Origin of the sequence: Pseudomonas sp. R1-43-08 (assembly GCF_003852255.1) — a bacterium.
GTDB lineage: Bacteria > Pseudomonadota > Gammaproteobacteria > Pseudomonadales > Pseudomonadaceae > Aquipseudomonas.
Genome location: NZ_CP027734.1, coordinates 1,952,238 through 1,970,514, shown reverse-complemented (window position 1 = coordinate 1,970,514; position 18,277 = coordinate 1,952,238). Strand labels below are relative to the sequence as shown.

At 58.0% G+C, this 18,277-nt stretch carries 13 protein-coding genes, 2 tRNA genes and 3 rRNA genes; 6 read left to right on the top strand and 12 right to left on the bottom strand.

Annotated elements, in window-relative coordinates:
* Nucleotides 1-77 precede the first annotated feature (77 nt).
* From rrf to C4J87_RS09085, 5 genes are all read right to left on the bottom strand, one after another.
* A 5S ribosomal RNA gene (rrf, locus tag C4J87_RS09105) occupies nt 78-193 on the bottom strand.
* A gap of 168 nt (nt 194-361) precedes the next feature.
* A 23S ribosomal RNA gene (locus tag C4J87_RS09100) occupies nt 362-3,253 on the bottom strand.
* 249 nt (nt 3,254-3,502) lie between these two features.
* Nucleotides 3,503-3,578: transfer RNA gene (locus C4J87_RS09095), tRNA-Ala, on the bottom strand.
* Between the two features lie 30 nt (nt 3,579-3,608).
* Nucleotides 3,609-3,685, bottom strand: a tRNA-Ile gene (locus C4J87_RS09090).
* An 82-nt stretch (nt 3,686-3,767) separates the two neighbouring features.
* Nucleotides 3,768-5,304: ribosomal RNA gene (locus C4J87_RS09085) — 16S ribosomal RNA — on the bottom strand.
* The 16S, 23S and 5S rRNA genes sit together here with 2 tRNA genes alongside, the layout of an rRNA operon.
* Before the next feature lie 622 nt (nt 5,305-5,926).
* Here C4J87_RS09085 and rhtA point away from each other — a divergent pair.
* Nucleotides 5,927-6,814: a threonine/homoserine exporter RhtA gene (gene rhtA / locus C4J87_RS09075; protein WP_124366502.1), complete on the top strand. Its 888-nt coding sequence runs from the start codon at nt 5,927-5,929 to the stop codon at nt 6,812-6,814.
* Between the two features lie 168 nt (nt 6,815-6,982).
* Nucleotides 6,983-7,264 carry a hypothetical protein gene (locus C4J87_RS09070; protein WP_124366501.1) on the top strand — a complete coding sequence of 94 codons (282 nt, stop codon included), beginning with the start codon at nt 6,983-6,985 and terminating at the stop codon, nt 7,262-7,264.
* A 69-nt stretch (nt 7,265-7,333) separates the two neighbouring features.
* Here the strand turns inward: C4J87_RS09070 and C4J87_RS09065 are convergent, their stop codons facing one another.
* From C4J87_RS09065 to C4J87_RS09055, 3 genes are all read right to left on the bottom strand, one after another.
* Nucleotides 7,334-9,142, bottom strand: a complete 1,809-nt coding sequence (locus C4J87_RS09065; protein WP_124366500.1) for an aminopeptidase P family protein — start codon at nt 9,140-9,142, stop codon at nt 7,334-7,336.
* A gap of 49 nt (nt 9,143-9,191) precedes the next feature.
* Nucleotides 9,192-10,352: a cysteine desulfurase family protein gene (locus C4J87_RS09060; protein ID WP_124366499.1), complete on the bottom strand. Its 1,161-nt coding sequence runs from the start codon at nt 10,350-10,352 to the stop codon at nt 9,192-9,194.
* Between the two features lie 234 nt (nt 10,353-10,586).
* Nucleotides 10,587-10,856, bottom strand: a complete 270-nt coding sequence (locus C4J87_RS09055) for a hypothetical protein (protein WP_124366498.1) — start codon at nt 10,854-10,856, stop codon at nt 10,587-10,589.
* A 268-nt stretch (nt 10,857-11,124) separates the two neighbouring features.
* Here C4J87_RS09055 and C4J87_RS09050 point away from each other — a divergent pair, with 268 nt between their 5' ends.
* Complete coding sequence (locus C4J87_RS09050) at nt 11,125-12,312, top strand: acyl-CoA dehydrogenase family protein (protein WP_124366497.1); 1,188 nt, start codon at nt 11,125-11,127, stop codon at nt 12,310-12,312.
* An 11-nt stretch (nt 12,313-12,323) separates the two neighbouring features.
* A complete protein-coding gene (locus tag C4J87_RS09045; protein WP_124366496.1) occupies nt 12,324-13,427 on the top strand; it encodes a sigma-54-dependent Fis family transcriptional regulator in 1,104 nt (367 codons plus the stop codon).
* On the opposite strand, the gene C4J87_RS09040 is transcribed toward C4J87_RS09045, so the two are convergent.
* The gene (locus C4J87_RS09040) at nt 13,416-13,781 is read right to left on the bottom strand and encodes an antibiotic biosynthesis monooxygenase (RefSeq protein WP_124366495.1); all 366 of its coding nucleotides are present in this window, start codon (nt 13,779-13,781) and stop codon (nt 13,416-13,418) included. The two genes, C4J87_RS09045 and C4J87_RS09040, sit on opposite strands and share 12 nt — an antisense overlap.
* 99 nt (nt 13,782-13,880) lie before the next feature.
* Between C4J87_RS09040 and soxR the strand changes: the two genes are divergently transcribed.
* A complete protein-coding gene (soxR, locus tag C4J87_RS09035) occupies nt 13,881-14,321 on the top strand; it encodes a redox-sensitive transcriptional activator SoxR (protein WP_124366494.1) in 441 nt (146 codons plus the stop codon).
* 89 nt (nt 14,322-14,410) lie between these two features.
* Nucleotides 14,411-14,869: a VOC family protein gene (locus C4J87_RS09030; protein ID WP_124366493.1), complete on the top strand. Its 459-nt coding sequence runs from the start codon at nt 14,411-14,413 to the stop codon at nt 14,867-14,869.
* 62 nt (nt 14,870-14,931) lie between these two features.
* On the opposite strand, the gene C4J87_RS09025 is transcribed toward C4J87_RS09030, so the two are convergent.
* Genes C4J87_RS09025 through C4J87_RS09015 form a run of 3 tightly spaced genes read right to left on the bottom strand, consistent with a single transcriptional unit; the run spans nt 14,932 to nt 18,273 of the window.
* The gene (locus C4J87_RS09025) at nt 14,932-16,179 is read right to left on the bottom strand and encodes an MFS transporter (RefSeq protein ID WP_124366492.1); all 1,248 of its coding nucleotides are present in this window, start codon (nt 16,177-16,179) and stop codon (nt 14,932-14,934) included.
* Complete coding sequence (locus C4J87_RS09020; RefSeq protein WP_124366491.1) at nt 16,176-16,901, bottom strand: 2OG-Fe dioxygenase family protein; 726 nt, start codon at nt 16,899-16,901, stop codon at nt 16,176-16,178. Before C4J87_RS09020 ends, C4J87_RS09025 begins: the two co-directional genes overlap by 4 nt.
* Nucleotides 16,902-16,905: 4 nt before the next feature.
* Nucleotides 16,906-18,273 carry an ATP-grasp domain-containing protein gene (locus tag C4J87_RS09015; RefSeq protein ID WP_124366490.1) on the bottom strand — a complete coding sequence of 456 codons (1,368 nt, stop codon included), beginning with the start codon at nt 18,271-18,273 and terminating at the stop codon, nt 16,906-16,908.
* Nucleotides 18,274-18,277: the final 4 nt, after the last annotated feature.

The window sequence follows — 18,277 nt, the reverse complement described above, 5'->3', positions numbered from 1 at the left end:
TTGGGAGAGCCGTCGCACTTTTCGACCGCCCAAAACAAAACCCCATCTGCTTTCGCAAATGGGGTTTCGGAATTTAATCTTGACGATGACCTACTCTCACATGGGGAAACCCCACACTACCATCGGCGATGCATCGTTTCACTACTGAGTTCGGGATGGGATCAGGTGGTTCCAATGCTCTATGGTCGTCAAGAAATTCGGGTACTGAGTCGTGACCATGTGGCCTCGCTTCAGCAAATTGGGTATGGGATAGAAGTCAGTGTTTTGTGAGCATCGAACTTTCGGTTCATTGCGTCTTCACACACCGCAATCTGGCCTCTTTCGTCTTTCAACTAGGAGCAACAAATTGCTTGGGTGTTATATGGTCAAGCCTCACGGGCAATTAGTATTGGTTAGCTCAACGCCTCACAGCGCTTACACACCCAACCTATCAACGTCGTAGTCTTCGACGGCCCTTCAGGGGACTCAAGGTCCCAGTGAGATCTCATCTTGAGGCTAGTTTCCCGCTTAGATGCTTTCAGCGGTTATCTATTCCGAACATAGCTACCCGGCAATGCCACTGGCGTGACAACCGGAACACCAGAGGTTCGTCCACTCCGGTCCTCTCGTACTAGGAGCAGCCCCTCTCAAATCTCAAACGTCCACGGCAGATAGGGACCGAACTGTCTCACGACGTTCTAAACCCAGCTCGCGTACCACTTTAAATGGCGAACAGCCATACCCTTGGGACCGGCTTCAGCCCCAGGATGTGATGAGCCGACATCGAGGTGCCAAACACCGCCGTCGATATGAACTCTTGGGCGGTATCAGCCTGTTATCCCCGGAGTACCTTTTATCCGTTGAGCGATGGCCCTTCCATACAGAACCACCGGATCACTAAGACCTACTTTCGTACCTGCTCGACGTGTCTGTCTCGCAGTCAAGCGCGCTTTTGCCTTTATACTCTACGACCGATTTCCGACCGGTCTGAGCGCACCTTCGTACTCCTCCGTTACTCTTTAGGAGGAGACCGCCCCAGTCAAACTACCCACCATACACTGTCCTCGATCCGGATAACGGACCTGAGTTAGAACCTCAAAGTTGCCAGGGTGGTATTTCAAGGTTGGCTCCACGCGAACTGGCGTCCACGCTTCAAAGCCTCCCACCTATCCTACACAAGCAAATTCAAAGTCCAGTGCAAAGCTATAGTAAAGGTTCACGGGGTCTTTCCGTCTAGCCGCGGATACACTGCATCTTCACAGCGATTTCAATTTCACTGAGTCTCGGGTGGAGACAGCGCCGCCATCGTTACGCCATTCGTGCAGGTCGGAACTTACCCGACAAGGAATTTCGCTACCTTAGGACCGTTATAGTTACGGCCGCCGTTTACCGGGGCTTCGATCAAGAGCTTCGCGTTAGCTAACCCCATCAATTAACCTTCCGGCACCGGGCAGGCGTCACACCCTATACGTCCACTTTCGTGTTTGCAGAGTGCTGTGTTTTTAATAAACAGTCGCAGCGGCCTGGTATCTTCGACCGGCATGAGCTTACGGAGCAAGTCCTTCACCCTCACCGGCGCACCTTCTCCCGAAGTTACGGTGCCATTTTGCCTAGTTCCTTCACCCGAGTTCTCTCAAGCGCCTTGGTATTCTCTACCCAACCACCTGTGTCGGTTTGGGGTACGGTTCCTGGTTACCTGAAGCTTAGAAGCTTTTCTTGGAAGCATGGCATCAACCACTTCGTCGTCTAAAAGACAACTCGTCATCAGCTCTCGGCCTTAGAATCCCGGATTTACCTAAGATTCCAGCCTACCACCTTAAACTTGGACAACCAACGCCAAGCTGGCCTAGCCTTCTCCGTCCCTCCATCGCAATAACCAGAAGTACAGGAATATTAACCTGTTTTCCATCGACTACGCTTTTCAGCCTCGCCTTAGGGACCGACTAACCCTGCGTCGATTAACGTTGCGCAGGAAACCTTGGTCTTTCGGCGTGGGTGTTTTTCACACCCATTGTCGTTACTCATGTCAGCATTCGCACTTCTGATACCTCCAGCAAGCTTCTCAACTCACCTTCACAGGCTTACAGAACGCTCCTCTACCGCATCACTTGCGTGATACCCGTAGCTTCGGTGTATGGTTTGAGCCCCGTTACATCTTCCGCGCAGGCCGACTCGACTAGTGAGCTATTACGCTTTCTTTAAAGGGTGGCTGCTTCTAAGCCAACCTCCTAGCTGTCTAAGCCTTCCCACATCGTTTCCCACTTAACCATAACTTTGGGACCTTAGCTGACGGTCTGGGTTGTTTCCCTTTTCACGACGGACGTTAGCACCCGCCGTGTGTCTCCCATGCTCGGCACTTGTAGGTATTCGGAGTTTGCATCGGTTTGGTAAGTCGGGATGACCCCCTAGCCGAAACAGTGCTCTACCCCCTACAGTGATACATGAGGCGCTACCTAAATAGCTTTCGAGGAGAACCAGCTATCTCCGAGCTTGATTAGCCTTTCACTCCGATCCACAGGTCATCCGCTAACTTTTCAACGGTAGTCGGTTCGGTCCTCCAGTTAGTGTTACCCAACCTTCAACCTGCCCATGGATAGATCGCCCGGTTTCGGGTCTATTCCCAGCGACTAGACGCCCTATTAAGACTCGCTTTCGCTACGCCTCCCCTATTCGGTTAAGCTCGCCACTGAAAATAAGTCGCTGACCCATTATACAAAAGGTACGCAGTCACCCAACAAAGTGGGCTCCCACTGCTTGTACGCATACGGTTTCAGGATCTATTTCACTCCCCTCTCCGGGGTTCTTTTCGCCTTTCCCTCACGGTACTAGTTCACTATCGGTCAGTCAGTAGTATTTAGCCTTGGAGGATGGTCCCCCCATATTCAGACAAAGTTTCTCGTGCTCCGTCCTACTCGATTTCATGACTAAGAGATTTTCGCGTACAGGGCTATCACCCACTATGGCCGCACTTTCCAGAGCGTTCCGCTAATCTCAAAGCCACTTAAGGGCTAGTCCCCGTTCGCTCGCCACTACTAAGGGAATCTCGGTTGATTTCTTTTCCTCAGGGTACTTAGATGTTTCAGTTCCCCTGGTTCGCTCCATACACCTATGTATTCAGTGTAAGGTAACCATCTTATGATGGCTGGGTTCCCCCATTCAGACATCTCCGGATCAAAGTCTGTTTGCCGACTCCCCGAAGCTTTTCGCAGGCTACCACGTCTTTCATCGCCTCTGACTGCCAAGGCATCCACCGTATGCGCTTCTTCACTTGACCATATAACCCCAAGCAATCTGGTTATACTGTGAAGACAACATTCGCCGAAAATTCGATCATACTCAATTAAGAGCGACTCACAAATTTTACCTTAGCCTGAGCCGTTACCAGTGAAAGTAACGTCCAGTCTATCTTTCTATCACATACCCAAATTTTTAAAGAACGAACTAGTCAAAGACTAGAAATCAACATTCACCATCACAACGATGGAATGCTCATTTCTAAGCTTTCTACAAACAGAAGCAGTAGTGGTGGAGCCAAACGGGATCGAACCGTTGACCTCCTGCGTGCAAGGCAGGCGCTCTCCCAGCTGAGCTATGGCCCCGTATTTCTACAGGCGTTTCCCACACAAAATTGGTGGGTCTGGGCAGATTCGAACTGCCGACCTCACCCTTATCAGGGGTGCGCTCTAACCAACTGAGCTACAGACCCAATTTCGGGCTGCTTCTTTTCGTCTTCTTCAATGAATCAAGCAATTCGTGTGGGAACTTATGGAGCAGCTGATGTCGTCGATTAAGGAGGTGATCCAGCCGCAGGTTCCCCTACGGCTACCTTGTTACGACTTCACCCCAGTCATGAATCACACCGTGGTAACCGTCCTCCCGAAGGTTAGACTAGCTACTTCTGGTGCAACCCACTCCCATGGTGTGACGGGCGGTGTGTACAAGGCCCGGGAACGTATTCACCGCGACATTCTGATTCGCGATTACTAGCGATTCCGACTTCACGCAGTCGAGTTGCAGACTGCGATCCGGACTACGATCGGTTTTCTGGGATTAGCTCCACCTCGCGGCTTGGCAACCCTCTGTACCGACCATTGTAGCACGTGTGTAGCCCAGGCCGTAAGGGCCATGATGACTTGACGTCATCCCCACCTTCCTCCGGTTTGTCACCGGCAGTCTCCTTAGAGTGCCCACCATAACGTGCTGGTAACTAAGGACAAGGGTTGCGCTCGTTACGGGACTTAACCCAACATCTCACGACACGAGCTGACGACAGCCATGCAGCACCTGTCTCAATGTTCCCGAAGGCACCAATCCATCTCTGGAAAGTTCATTGGATGTCAAGGCCTGGTAAGGTTCTTCGCGTTGCTTCGAATTAAACCACATGCTCCACCGCTTGTGCGGGCCCCCGTCAATTCATTTGAGTTTTAACCTTGCGGCCGTACTCCCCAGGCGGTCAACTTAATGCGTTAGCTGCGCCACTAAGAGCTCAAGGCTCCCAACGGCTAGTTGACATCGTTTACGGCGTGGACTACCAGGGTATCTAATCCTGTTTGCTCCCCACGCTTTCGCACCTCAGTGTCAGTGTTGGTCCAGGTGGTCGCCTTCGCCACTGGTGTTCCTTCCTATATCTACGCATTTCACCGCTACACAGGAAATTCCACCACCCTCTACCACACTCTAGTCAGTCAGTTTTGAATGCAGTTCCCAGGTTGAGCCCGGGGATTTCACATCCAACTTAACAAACCACCTACGCGCGCTTTACGCCCAGTAATTCCGATTAACGCTTGCACCCTCTGTATTACCGCGGCTGCTGGCACAGAGTTAGCCGGTGCTTATTCTGTCGGTAACGTCAAAACAATCACGTATTAGGTAACTGCCCTTCCTCCCAACTTAAAGTGCTTTACAATCCGAAGACCTTCTTCACACACGCGGCATGGCTGGATCAGGCTTTCGCCCATTGTCCAATATTCCCCACTGCTGCCTCCCGTAGGAGTCTGGACCGTGTCTCAGTTCCAGTGTGACTGATCATCCTCTCAGACCAGTTACGGATCGTCGCCTTGGTGAGCCATTACCTCACCAACTAGCTAATCCGACCTAGGCTCATCTGATAGCGCAAGGCCCGAAGGTCCCCTGCTTTCTCCCGTAGGACGTATGCGGTATTAGCGTCCGTTTCCGAACGTTATCCCCCACTACCAGGCAGATTCCTAGGCATTACTCACCCGTCCGCCGCTCTCAAGAGAAGCAAGCTTCTCTCTACCGCTCGACTTGCATGTGTTAGGCCTGCCGCCAGCGTTCAATCTGAGCCATGATCAAACTCTTCAGTTCAAACATCTTTGGGTTTTTAAGAAACCCTAAACTTGGCTCAGCAATCGTTGGTTACATCTTTGATTTCTCGCGGAGTAACTTGTGATGCTGATAATCTTGTTGACTATCAGTCTGACTCCACAAGCACCCACACGAATTGCTTGATTCAGTTGTTAAAGAGCGGTTGGTTAAGAGCTATTCGTCTCAACCGAGGCGCGCATTCTACAGCAGCCTCATTTGCTGTCAAGCGGTTATTTTCAGAAGTTTTCGAAGAATTCTTCAACAACTTCAACCACTTGCGCTTGCGATCTCTCGTAAGCGGGAGGCGAATTCTACAGCGTTACACGCTGCTGTCAACACCTCTTTTTCAACTTCCTTTTGGCTTCGATGGACTGAAGCAACCTGCTGCCGAAACCTACTTAACTCGTTGTTTACCAAGGAGTTTTCCGTTTCGACTGCGCCGGAAGTGGGGCGTATTATAGGAGCACAGAATCTGCCGTCAATGTTTAATTTGAATTTCCTATCAATCAGCCTGAAACCCCTTTAAATCCTCTGCACTTGAGCAGTATATTGCGCACTGCGTGCCCCTTAAGCGCATCAGCGCTCTGCCCTTTATATGACAGACTTCGGACGAAAACCTTCAATGACCACCCCACCCCGCAGCCTGGCCTCCATACTGTTCCCTGTTGGCCTGCTGTTAATAGCGATGGCATCCATCCAGTCCGGCGCCTCGCTGGCCAAAAGCATGTTCCCTGTCATCGGCGCGCAAGGTACCACCACCCTGCGCTTGATTTTCGCCAGCGTGATCATGCTGCTTCTATTACGCCCATGGCGCGCCAAGCTGACGGCCAAGTCCCTGCGCACGGTAGTTGTCTACGGCATGGCGCTAGGCGGCATGAATTTTCTCTTTTATATGTCGTTGCGCACCGTGCCCCTGGGTATTGCGGTAGCGCTGGAATTCACCGGCCCGCTCGCCGTCGCCCTGTATGCATCGCGCCGGGCAGTGGACTTCTTGTGGATCGCGCTCGCAGTCGTCGGTTTACTCCTGCTGATACCGTCGGGCGAAACCAGCAGTGGCATCGACGTGACCGGTGCCGCCTATGCTCTCGGCGCTGGTGTCTGCTGGGCGCTTTATATTCTGTTCGGCCAAAAGGCAGGTAACGATAACGGTGTGCAGACCGCCGCGCTCGGCGTCATGATTGCCGCTTTGTTCGTCGCGCCAATCGGCATCGTGCACGCGGGTACCGCGCTGCTGACTCCCGCCTTGATCCCCATCGCCATCGGTGTCGCCATTTTATCGACAGCGCTGCCCTACACACTGGAAATGGTTGCGCTCACCCGCCTGCCCGCGCGTACGTTCGGCACCCTGATGAGTGTCGAGCCGGCGTTCGGCGCCCTTTCCGGGCTGTTCTTCCTGCATGAACACCTGACGCTCGCGCAATGGCTGGCGATCACCTGCATCATTCTGGCCTCCGTTGGGGCCACACTGACAATGCGCAACGAATCCAAACCGCTGGTGCCCGCCGACTGAGCTCTTTAAAAAGGCAGCGCTGGTATTTACCGCTCATTTAGGCCATGTTTAGGCCGTAAACGAAGGTCTTTCATGGAGAAACTCGACACGGACAGCATGAACGCTACGCTCGAGAGCGAGTAAAGGCCGGCTTCGTTTCTTTTGCGAAGCGGCTATTTAAGGATGGGAATGAAACGAATTTTGATACTGTTGCTGGTCGTAGGCATTGCCGGCTGTGCCGCGACCACGAAAACAGAAGTGAAGCGAGGCAAGAAAGGGCTGCATATCAACTGCTCGGGCCTGTCCTCCTCCTGGGATAAGTGCTACACCAGTGCGGCCGATTCCTGCGGCACCAAGGGCTATCGGGTTATCGCAAAATCCGGCGATAACGCCGAAGAACCCGGCGATTACCCCTTCGGCCTCAACCCTGCCGGCTACACCAGTCGCAGCATGATCGTCATTTGCAAGTAGCCGCCTGAGAGCTGTCTTGATCGCTCGCGATCAAAACAGCACAGCGCGGAGCCCTCAGTCAGCCCGCGATCAAATCGCCGCTGTGCGCACCTGTAACCACGTGAGCGCCTCGCCACTGAGTAACGGGCTCAGGCGTTCACGCACCTGGGCATGATAAGCGTTGAACCACTCGCGCTCATCCGCCGTGAGCAAGGAAGGCTCCAGGCAACGGGTGTCGATCGGGCACAAGGTCAGGGTTTCGAATCTGAGGAACTCACCAAATTCGGTGGTCCCCGCTTCACGGTTCAACACCAGGTTTTCGATGCGCACGCCCCAACGCCCAGGGCGGTAGGTGCCCGGCTCAATCGACGTGATCATGCCCGGCTGCATCGCCGTTTGCGGTGCGGCTGCAGCCTGGTAAGCGATCACCTGCGGACCTTCGTGCACGTTGAGGAAATACCCTACACCGTGACCCGTACCGTGGCCGTAATCCACGCCCTCGGCCCAGATCGGCGCACGCGCGATGGCGTCCAGCAACGGCGACAGGATGCCTTTGGGGAATTGTGCGCGGGACAAGGCAATCACGCCCTTGAGCACCCGCGTGCAATCACGTTTCTGCTCTGCGCTCGGCGTACCGATGGGCACCATCCGCGTGATATCTGTAGTACCGCCCAGGTACTGGCCGCCGGAGTCGATCAGCAATAAGCCATCGCCTTCGATCACGGCATGCTCTTCTGGCGTGGCGTGGTAATGCGGCATCGCGCCATTGGCATTGAAGGCAGCAATGGTGTTGAAACTCAGCGACACATACCCCGGACGGCGGGCACGCGCTGCCGTCAGATGCTCATCGATAGTCAGTTCAGTGATGCGTTCACGTCCCAGGGCCGATTCCAGCCAGGCGAAAAATTCGCACAAGGCGGCGCCATCCTGTTCCATGGCCTGACGAATATGTTCGGCATCGGCCAAGCTTTTGCGCGACTTGGCCAGCGTGGTGGGGTTCAAGCCTTCCACCCGTTTCACGCCGGCGTCGAGGTGCTCCAGTAAACCGGCCGTCACGCGGGCCGGATCAATCTGCAGGCTTGCTCCGGACGGTACGGCTCGCAGCGCATCAGCCACATCACTGTAGTCGCGCACGCTCACGCCATCGCGCTCAAGCGCAGCGCGCAACTCGGCATCGACCTTGCTCAGCGCCACGAACAAGGTGGCCTGCTGTTGATTGATCAGGGCAAAGGATACGAACACTGGGTTGAACGATACATCGCCACCGCGCAGGTTGAACAACCAGGCGATGTCATCCAGGGTCGCGATGAAATGCCAGTCAGCGCCTTTTTCTTTCAGGCTGGCGCGCAGGGCCGCGAGTTTTTCGCTGCGGCTGAGGGTAGCCTGCGGCGGCAGGTGCTGATAGATCGGCTGGTTCGGCAGCGCCGGGCGGTCGTGCCAGACGGCATTGAGCAGATCGATGTCCGTACGCAAGCGCGCGCCACGCTGTGCCAGCTTGTCACCCAGGGTGCGCGCCGAGGCCACGGCCATTACCGCGCCATCCACCGCCACAACGCCGCCTTCCGGGGTTTGTTCAGCCAACCATTCCAGCGGTCCGGGCTGGCCCGGTTGCAGTTTCACCAGTTCGATGCCGCTGCCCTTGAGCTCCTTGTTCGCCTGTTCCCAGTAGCGGCTGTCGGCCCACACCCCGGCAAACTCCGCAGTGACGATCAGCGTCCCCACCGAACCATGGAACCCGGACAACCATTGACGCCCCTGCCAGTATCCGGGCAGGTACTCGGACAAATGCGGGTCCGCAGACGGTACCAGCAGGGCATGAATCCCCTCTCGGCTCATCAGCTCACGGGTTTGCGCCAGGCGCTGGGGAACCGTTCCATGGGTCAAAGGCTGCGTAGTCATTGTGTCTCCTGCTAACCGCTAATAATTGTTATGCACTGCGAATGAAGTTTCAGACGGCCCAGAACGCCGGTGCGCTGGCCAGTGCCGACTTGATCAGTTGTACCGCTTCGTCGATATCCCGCTCGGTGGTAAACCGGCCCAGGCTCAGGCGAATGGTACGGCCGGCGCTGCGAGCGTCATGCCCCAGGGCCAGAAGCACATGGGACGGCGCGTTGCTGGCCGAATTGCACGCTGAAGTCGCCGAAAAGGCAATCCCTGCACTCAACGCACCCGCGTTGAATTCACCTTCATTGAACGTAAGGCTAAGGGTATGGGGGATTCGCTGTGTCGGGCTGCCGTTGAGGCGCACACCCGCGATCGACCCCAATTGATCCAGCAGACGCTGACGCAAGGCTACGATCTGTGCCTTCTCCTCGGCGAAAGACGCTGCTGCCAGGGCGAACGCCGTGCCCATGCCCGCAATCTGGTGAGTGGCCAGGGTACCCGAACGCAAGCCGCCCTCATGCCCGCCACCATGAATCTGCGCCAACACCTTCTGCTGCGCACGCGGTCCTACATACAACGCGCCGATGCCCTTCGGACCGTAAAGCTTGTGCGCGGAAAACGACATCAAATCCACCGGCCACTGCGCCAGGTCGATGACCACCTTGCCCGCCCCTTGCGCCGCGTCCACGTGAAACAACGCCCCGTGCTCGCGCACCCGTGCGCCGATAGCCGGGATGTCGTTCAACGTGCCCAGCTCGTTATTGACCAGCATCAGCGAGACCAGAAAGGTGTCTTCACGCAGTGCTTCACTGACCGCCTCGACACTGATCAAGCCATCGGCATCAGGCACCAGATACGTCACCGCCACCCCGGCTTCCTGCAATTGCCGCGCGGTGTCGAGTGTGGCCTTGTGCTCGATCTGGCTGGTGATGATATGCCCGCCCGCCACGCCACGCGCCTGGGCCACGCCCTTGAGTGCAAGGTTGTTGGACTCGGTGGCGCCGGAGGTCCAGACGATCTGCTCGGGCTGGGCGCCAACCAGTTCGGCCACCTGGCGACGCGCCTGCTCGACCGTTTGCCGGGCCGCTTGGCCGAACGCGTGGGAACTGGACGCCGGGTTACCGAAATTGGCATTGAAGCCCAGACACTCAACCATCACCTGGATGACCCGCTCATCCACCGGCGTGGTGGCGGCGTAGTCGAAATACAACGGACGTTTATTCATGATGTTAAAAACTCGCAGAGCGTGTTCCCGAGAACAGTGTCGCGGGGGGCATCGAACAGAACAGAGGTCGTCAGGTTTAACTGATCAGATGCCGTTATAGAAGGACCACTTTATGAAAATGTGCGTAGGAACGCTCCTGAAATTCAGCTTAACAGGCTGAAGTCACGCCATGGAAAACAAAAAACCCGAGTTTCCTTACGGGAACACTCGGGTTCTTCACCGCAACAGCGCCGCTCAACTGGGGCGATCCTTCAAGGCTACGTTGCGCTCGGCGTTCATCTCGCCCTGATGATCAAAACCAAAGGTTTTTTGTGGCTGGCCGGTCAATGCCGCCCGCTGCTGTTGATAGTCATCGAAGGACAATCCGCGGCGGCTCAGCGCTTCCAACGCCAGCTGTCTGGTTTCCTGTTCCGTGTAAGGACGCAATTCAGGCGCCGGATGGGTTGCACATCCAGCGAGCACAGCGGTGACAAGCAACAGCGAGATGGCGAGTGAACGGTTCATGGCGGTAGCCCTGCGAAGGAGGTGTCGAGTCAATGAACACAGGCTACTCCCGCACCTGCCCAAGGAAAAATCACCGTCCTCGATAGTGGCTATCAACCGTGGCGGCAGTCTCAATAGGCACAACGCTATATTTCTTTAAGATATATAAATATGTAAATCAATTAATTTACGGAATATAAGAATCCCTTTATAAACACCACAACACTGCCCGCCAGACGAGGCCCAACGCACACCGGATTGCATTGCCAAACAAGATTGAGGTTCTCCCTTGACCGCCACCCCCCAAAGCGTGCTGCCCAGTGCACTGCAGACCGCCAAACTGCTGGCCGCCGAATTCGCCCTCAGCGCCGTCGAGCGTGACGAACGCGGCGGCACACCCAAGGCCGAACGTGACGCCCTGCGCCAAAGTGGCCTGCTCGCCCTGAGTATTCCCCGCCAATACGGCGGCCTCGGTGCGCGTTGGAGCGAAACGCTGGGCATCGTGCGCGAGTTCGCCAAGGTCGACAGCTCCATCGCCCATGTCTTCGGCTTCCACCATTTGATGCTCGCCACGGTGCGCTTGTTTGCTCGCCCGGACCAATGGCAACCCTGGTTCGAACAAACCGCGCGCAAGAACTGGTTCTGGGGCAATGCTCTCAACCCGCTGGACACGCGCACGGTGGTCAAGGACTTCGGCGGCTGGCGGGAATTTTCCGGCAAGAAAAGTTTCTGCTCCGGGGCCAATGATTCAGAAATGCTCATCGCCTCGGCGGTGGATGAAAGCGCCGGGGGCAAGCTGCTGATTGCCGCCATTCCCAGCGGGCGCAGCGGGATCACCTTGCACAATGACTGGAACACCATCGGCCAACGCCAGACCGACAGCGGCAGCGCCAGCTTTGAACGGGTGCGCGTTGAGGAGTCGGAGTTACTGCTCGACCCGGGCCCACTGAGCACGCCTTTCGCCTGCCTGCGGCCGTTGATTGCCCAGCTCACTTTCACCCATATGTTTTTAGGCATTGCCGAAGGCGCCTTCGAAGAGGCGCGCCACTACACCCTCACCGAAACCCGCGCATGGCATAAATCCATGGCCGAGGACGTACGCCAGGACCCTTACGTGCTGCACCACTACGGCGACTTCTGGGTCGCGCTGCAAGGCGTGCGCCTGCTGGTGGAACGCGCTGCGGAGCTGTTCGACCAGGCATGGGCCAAAGGCCAAAGCCTCAGCGAACAGGAACGCGGCCAGCTGGCGATTGCCATCGCCACCGCCAAAGTGGCCGCGACGCGCCAGGGCCTGGACCTGTGTACCCGTCTGTTCGACGTCACCGGCGCGCGGTCCACCCACGCGTCACTGCGCCTGGACCGCCACTGGCGCAACCTGCGCACGCAAACCCTGCACGACCCGCTGGATTACAAACTCCACGAACTGGGTGACTGGGCGTTAAACCAGGCCCTGCCGATTCCCACGTTTTATTCCTGAGAGAGGTGCCCATGCAGCTGTTGACCCTCCCACCCTCGCCTGCCCTCGCGACCTCGATCCGTGCCACGGCCCAGGTGTTCGAAGACCCGAAATCCCAGGCCCTGCTCGACCATATCCAGCAAGTGGCGCCCAGCGAAGCCAGCGTGCTGATCATCGGCGAAACCGGCACCGGTAAAGAACTGGTGGCACGGCATATCCACAACCTCAGCGCGCGGCGCAACCGACCCTTCGTGGCGGTGAACTGCGGGGCGTTCTCTGAATCCCTCGTCGAAGCCGAGCTGTTCGGCCACGACAAAGGTGCCTTTACCGGCGCCCTCAGCGCCAAGGCGGGCTGGTTCGAAGAGGCGGACGGCGGCACCTTGTTCCTCGACGAAATCGGCGATCTGCCCATGGCCATTCAGGTCAAGCTGCTGCGCGTGCTGCAGGAGCGCGAAGTGGTGCGCCTGGGCTCGCGCAAGAGCATTCCGATCAACGTCCGGGTACTGGCGGCAACCAACGTGCAACTGGAAAAGGCCATCAATGCCGGGCACTTCCGCGAAGATCTCTACTACCGTCTCGACGTGGTCAGCCTGGAGCTGAGCCCCCTGCGCGAGCGTCCCGGCGATATCCTGCCACTGACCCGACACTTCATCGAAGCCTACAGCCAACGCCTGGGCTACGGGCCGATCACCATCAGCCGTGAGGCCGAGCAAAAACTGCGCAGCTACAGTTGGCCGGGCAATATCCGCGAGCTGGAAAACGTGATTCACCACACCCTGCTGATCTGCCGCAACAGCGTGATCGAACGCGACGATCTGCGCCTGTCCAACCTGCGCATCGAGCGCCAGGACGACAGCCAGTACGGCACCGACAACAGCGCCGAAGCGTTGCTGGCGCGCGCCTTTCAAAAGCTGTTCGAGGAACAGGCCGGCGCCCTGCACGAAAAAGTCGAGGATGCACTGTTACGCGCCGCTTACCGCTTCAGCCATTACAACCAGGTGCACACCGCCAGCCTGCTGGGCTTGAGCCGCAACGTCACGCGCACGCGCCTGATCAAGATCGGCGAGCTGGCGGTCAACAAGCGTCGACCTGGGGAAAACCTGCAGGGCGAGCGGATGCTGCACCTATCCATTTAGGCGGCAGTGCAAGGCGTCGTCATGGCTGCGCTCAAAACTGCGCAGCACCTGGAACGAATCAAAGGTCACCGCCCTGGCCTGGTGCGCCCGGATCAGCGTCCAGAGGTCTTCGCCGCCCTGCTCGAAGCGCCGGAATGCCGCCTCGCCGTACTCGCGGGATTGCCATTGCAGGCAGTTGAGCACCCGCCGCCCGTCATCGCTGACTTGCACACTCGCACTCAAAAAGCCGCCATGGTTCTCGGCCAGTCGCTCGCTCTGGAGGGTCAGGGCCGCCACCAGGGCAGACTGCTGGCGGGGGTCGATCTGAAATTCGATTAACTGCGTGAAGCTGCGATTCTTCTCTGACACCTGCATGAACACTCCCCTTTCTCCGTAGGCAGAATCTTGCGATTCAGTGCCACGCAGGGTAAAACCTCTAGTTAAGTCAAGGTCAAGTGATGAATCGGAGTTTTTATGCTCAACAAGGAACTCAGCGTTGGCCAATTGGCTGCCCGTAGCGGCGTCGCCGTCACGGCCCTGCATTTCTACGAAACCAAGGGGCTGATCAAAAGCCATCGTAACGCCGGCAACCAACGGCGCTACACGCGGGATGTGTTACGGCGGGTGGGGGTCATCAAGGTTGCCCAGCGCCTGGGCATTCCATTGGCGACCATCGGCGAGGCGCTGCGAGCACTGCCTGAGGGTCGCACGCCGACTGCCAAGGATTGGGCACGCCTGTCGGCACGCTGGCGGGAAGACCTGGATGAGCGGATCAACAAATTAGTGCTGCTGCGTGACAAGCTCAATGGTTGCATCGGCTGCGGTTGCCTGTCGATGGAGGCCTGCCCGTTGCGCAATCTGGGCGACCAACTCGCGGAGCGCGGGCCGGGGGCGCAGTTGCTCGAGCCCGGTTGAATCTGCTCGTCGGAACTCGCGCAGCCCTTGATTGGCGTGGCCTATAGTTAAACAGCCGGACCTCCATAACCACAATCAAGGAGAACGTGATGAGCGTGAAAGCCATTCCCGAGGGCTATGCCAGCGTGACGCCGTACCTGGGCATCGACAAAGCGGGCGAAGCCATCGACTTCTACAAGAACGCCTTTGGCGCTACCCAGGTCATGCGCCTGGATATGCCCGACGGCCGTGTCGGCCATGCCGAACTGCGCATCGGTGGTGCGGCGATCATGCTGGGCACACCGTGCGAGCAGATGGCCCTGCGTAATCCGGATGAACACCCCAGTGTCGGTTTGCACCTGTATGTGAGCGACGTCGACGCGCAATTCAAACAGGCCGTGGCGGCGGGCGCGACAGTGGTGTCCGAGCCGAGTGACCAGTTCTACGGCGACCGCTCCGCGAGCGTAAAAGATCCGTTCGGCCATCTGTGGTTCCTGGCCACGCGCAAGGAAGACCTGACCGAGGAGCAGGTCCGCCAGCGTGCCGTGGAGATGTTCGGGCAAGGCTGAGCCGCGTTGCGCGGTGCATCTCAACGTGTGGGAGGGGGCGTGCGCCCTCCCACCGGTCGCTATCAACGCGTGGGCGGTGAACCCGACACGTCCGGCCGGCTTCGGTAAGCCGTGCACCCCAGCCACAGGGTCATTACCGCCAGCGCCGTCAGCGGTAGCCCATGGAACAGCACAATCACCTGGGCCGGCGTCCACGTCAGGTAGAACGGCCCGACCACCAGCATCCCCACGCCGAAGCCCGCCATTTGAATCAGGGTCAATAAACTGAACAGCGGCAGGCGCAGGCTATCCGGTTCACTTTGCGCACGGGAGACCAACGCCACTTCAGACAGCCCGTCTCCCAACCCCGCCCACACCACCAACAGCAACGCCAACCACAATTGGGTTTGCTGGAACGTCAGGATAAAGCCGCTGGACATCAGCGCCACGCCGAACATGAACAGGCGTTCCATGCTCGGCGTGCCACGGCCTTTCAACAGCGCACTGGCAATACGCGCCCCGATAAACTTGCCACAGGCCCAGACCGCCAGCAGATACCCCATCACCGTTTTGGCCGTGTCCGGGGAAATGTACTGAGACAGCACCGGCCAGCCGACGTTATGCGCCGCGCTGCCAAGGGTGTCGAGCATGCTGATCAACAACATCGCGGCCAATACCGGCGCGCCGCGCAGCCCCTTGGTCAACTCGCGCCATTCGGCCGAGAGCCCGCGATGGGCGGCGACAGTAACGCTGTACAACGCACGCAGTGGCATGACCAGGCAAGCGGCGATTACATAGGTGCCGATATTCACCGCGAACACCGCCTCGAATCCTCCTGTGGCAATCAGCAGCCCCGACAGCAAACTGCCGAACACCGCGCCGGTGGCGGCCGCCGAGGTGATCCAGGCGTTGGTGTTCACCCGCTGTTCAGGGGCAACCCAGGTGGGCAACTGACTGTTGAGGCCAATGGCAAACAGCGAATTGCACAGGCCGATACCAAAGGCAATGAACGGCAACAGGCTGAGTTGATGGGTGGGAATCAGCACCAACAGCGGCGTCAGCAACAACGCTCGCGCCAGGTCCAGCCCCGCCAACGTGCCGCGCCCGGCAAAGCGCCGGAAAAACGGGATGCCAAACAGGCTGGCGACAATGCCACCGGTGACGCGGCACGCCAGGAAGATGCTGACGAACACCACGCTCTGGCTGAGCCAGTAGACATAGGTGGACAGGGCCACCAGGTTGAGAAAGGCGCCAAAGTCCGAAACGCCGCGAGCAAAAATGATCAGCCGCGCGTTGCGGGTCGACAGGTAAAGCTGTTGATCGAGACTCATGCGGGCGGCGCCTCTTCATCAGCGGGCACGCTGCGCAGGCTGACCAACAGCATATCGCGCCACGCGGGTGTCGAATCGACCTTGGGCCGTACATCCCCGGCGCGATGGTAGAGCCTGCGGTCGTTGACCACGAGGGTTTCCAGGAAGTGCTCCATGGGCACATTCAACACCCGATTGTGCTCCGCTTCAGTGGTGAACACTTCAGACACCACCGGCACGGTGTTGTGCTCGCCGATAAAATGCATGAACACCCAATCCAGGCCATCCTGGTGAATCCCCGACGTGGTGGGGCTGCTCGCTTGCGCATCCGCACGCACGCGGAACTGGTGGATGTCGATGGTGTAGCTCTGTTCGCCCAGGTGCGGTGCGATCACCGCCAGGTCGGTGGCCAGCAGCTTGCGCATCAGTGGATGCTCGATAAAGCCCTCCTCGCTATAGCTCAAGTGGTTCACCCCCTGTCGATAGTTGACGGCGTAGGTGACCGGCGACTTGAACGCGGTGCTCCTGTCGATCTGCAACTGGCGTGAAGGTGATAAACGATAGCGCAGAATCCGCCGTTCACGATGGGTGTACGCCTTGAACGCCTCGTCCCGCACCAGGTTGGCCCAGTAGGCCCGGAAACTTTGCTCTTCTGCGGGCTCGACATTGACCAGTTCGCCAAAGTCACGGCGATGGCAGTAATGCTGCTCGCGCAACTGCGCGCTAATTCGTGGGATGTCCATATCGCTAGCCTGCCACTGGGTGGTCGATGATAACGCGCAGATGCTGACTGACCGCGTCATGCAGCGCGCGGGCGTCGGCAGCGTCGTCGACCTTGGCCCAGCACTTGAGCAGATAGTGCTCCTCGATGTCCGCATCGATCATATGGCCCGGCTCCTGCTGGGCGTACTCCAGCACCGCAGCGTTACGGTCCAGGTACTCCATGCCTTCGATGCCCTCGAACCGGCCGCTGTGCTGCGGGTAAATCGCCAGCATCGCGTAATGCTGCCCCGTCTCGGCAACCTTGCGTGCCCCCGCCTCCAACTGCGCAGTGACATCCTGCCCGCCCGTCAACAATGAGAGATACACCTGGTAGGGATCAATACCGGCGAGGTCACGCAACGCCGCGTTCACATAGAGCCCGCCCACGCGTGGGTTGATCTCGATCACCACCGGCCCCTGCTCCGTCATGCGGAACTCGAAATGCACCACGGCGTTGGTCAGGCCGACCGCGTGCAGGCACGCCACGGCGTACTCGCGGATCTGCGCGCACTGGCTGTCGGTGAAGGAGGTCGGTGGGGAAATCAGCAGGTTTTCCAGGACCGTGCCACTGCGCTCGGTCAACAGCAGCTTTTCGTTGATCAGCAGCGGATGGACGCGCTCGCCGGCCACCACGCATTCCACACTGCCTTCGATACCGGGGATGTAGCCTTCCAGCAAGAGACTGCGCCCGGGGATGTAGTCATGCCGTTGGCCGTCGTCTTCCGGCAGGGTGTGCACACAGCCGTAGAAATCCGCATACGCGGCGCCGCCGTGATCCCTGACGAACAGCGCGTAGTGGCTGCGCAGCTCGGCCCAATTGGCGCACTTCTTGATAAACGCCGAAGCACCACCAAACGGCGGTTTGGCGATCAACGGGTAACCCACCCGCTCGGCATTCTGCTGGAGTTGTTGTTCGTCATTGCACAGCGCAAACGGCACGGAACGAATGGCGTGCTGTTTCAGTACCCTGCGCATCAGGAACTTGTTGTTGCACGCGGCAATCGCCTCGGGACTGCTGTGCACCAGGCCCAGGCGCCGGGACGCCCGTGCCACGATGCAGCCGACTTCGCCTTGCGCAGACGGATGACCGGCCTGGCAGAAAATTCCGCGAATCTGATACTGCTCATCGAGCTGGCCAACCAGGTCGAGGATGGCCTCCTCGTTGAGTGCGTCGAGCAGGAACACCGCATCACTGTCATCCCTGAGCCGTTGCAGATGCCTGCGCCCAGTCACCCCCGCCGTCAGGCACACCAGGCCCTGGGCGCGGGCCACCGCAAAATGCGGCTCTCGGTAGTTATAACGGACAGCAGTACTGTCATCGACATCAATAAAAAGAATGGCGTCTTGTTTCATCACT

Bases quoted from the DNA above. Each gene is read 5' to 3' on its own strand.
- rhtA (WP_124366502.1), top strand. From the start codon at position 5,927: ATGACCACCCCACCCCGCAGCCTGGCCTCCATACTGTTCCCTGTTGGC.
- C4J87_RS09070 (WP_124366501.1), top strand. From the start codon at position 6,983: ATGAAACGAATTTTGATACTGTTGCTGGTCGTAGGCATTGCCGGCTGT.
- C4J87_RS09065 (WP_124366500.1), bottom strand. From the start codon at position 9,142: ATGACTACGCAGCCTTTGACCCATGGAACGGTTCCCCAGCGCCTGGCG.
- C4J87_RS09060 (WP_124366499.1), bottom strand. From the start codon at position 10,352: ATGAATAAACGTCCGTTGTATTTCGACTACGCCGCCACCACGCCGGTG.
- C4J87_RS09055 (WP_124366498.1), bottom strand. From the start codon at position 10,856: ATGAACCGTTCACTCGCCATCTCGCTGTTGCTTGTCACCGCTGTGCTC.
- C4J87_RS09045 (WP_124366496.1), top strand. From the start codon at position 12,324: ATGCAGCTGTTGACCCTCCCACCCTCGCCTGCCCTCGCGACCTCGATC.
- C4J87_RS09040 (WP_124366495.1), bottom strand. From the start codon at position 13,781: ATGCAGGTGTCAGAGAAGAATCGCAGCTTCACGCAGTTAATCGAATTT.
- soxR (WP_124366494.1), top strand. From the start codon at position 13,881: ATGCTCAACAAGGAACTCAGCGTTGGCCAATTGGCTGCCCGTAGCGGC.
- C4J87_RS09030 (WP_124366493.1), top strand. From the start codon at position 14,411: ATGAGCGTGAAAGCCATTCCCGAGGGCTATGCCAGCGTGACGCCGTAC.
- C4J87_RS09025 (WP_124366492.1), bottom strand. From the start codon at position 16,179: ATGAGTCTCGATCAACAGCTTTACCTGTCGACCCGCAACGCGCGGCTG.
- C4J87_RS09020 (WP_124366491.1), bottom strand. From the start codon at position 16,901: ATGGACATCCCACGAATTAGCGCGCAGTTGCGCGAGCAGCATTACTGC.
- C4J87_RS09015 (WP_124366490.1), bottom strand. From the start codon at position 18,273: ATGAAACAAGACGCCATTCTTTTTATTGATGTCGATGACAGTACTGCT.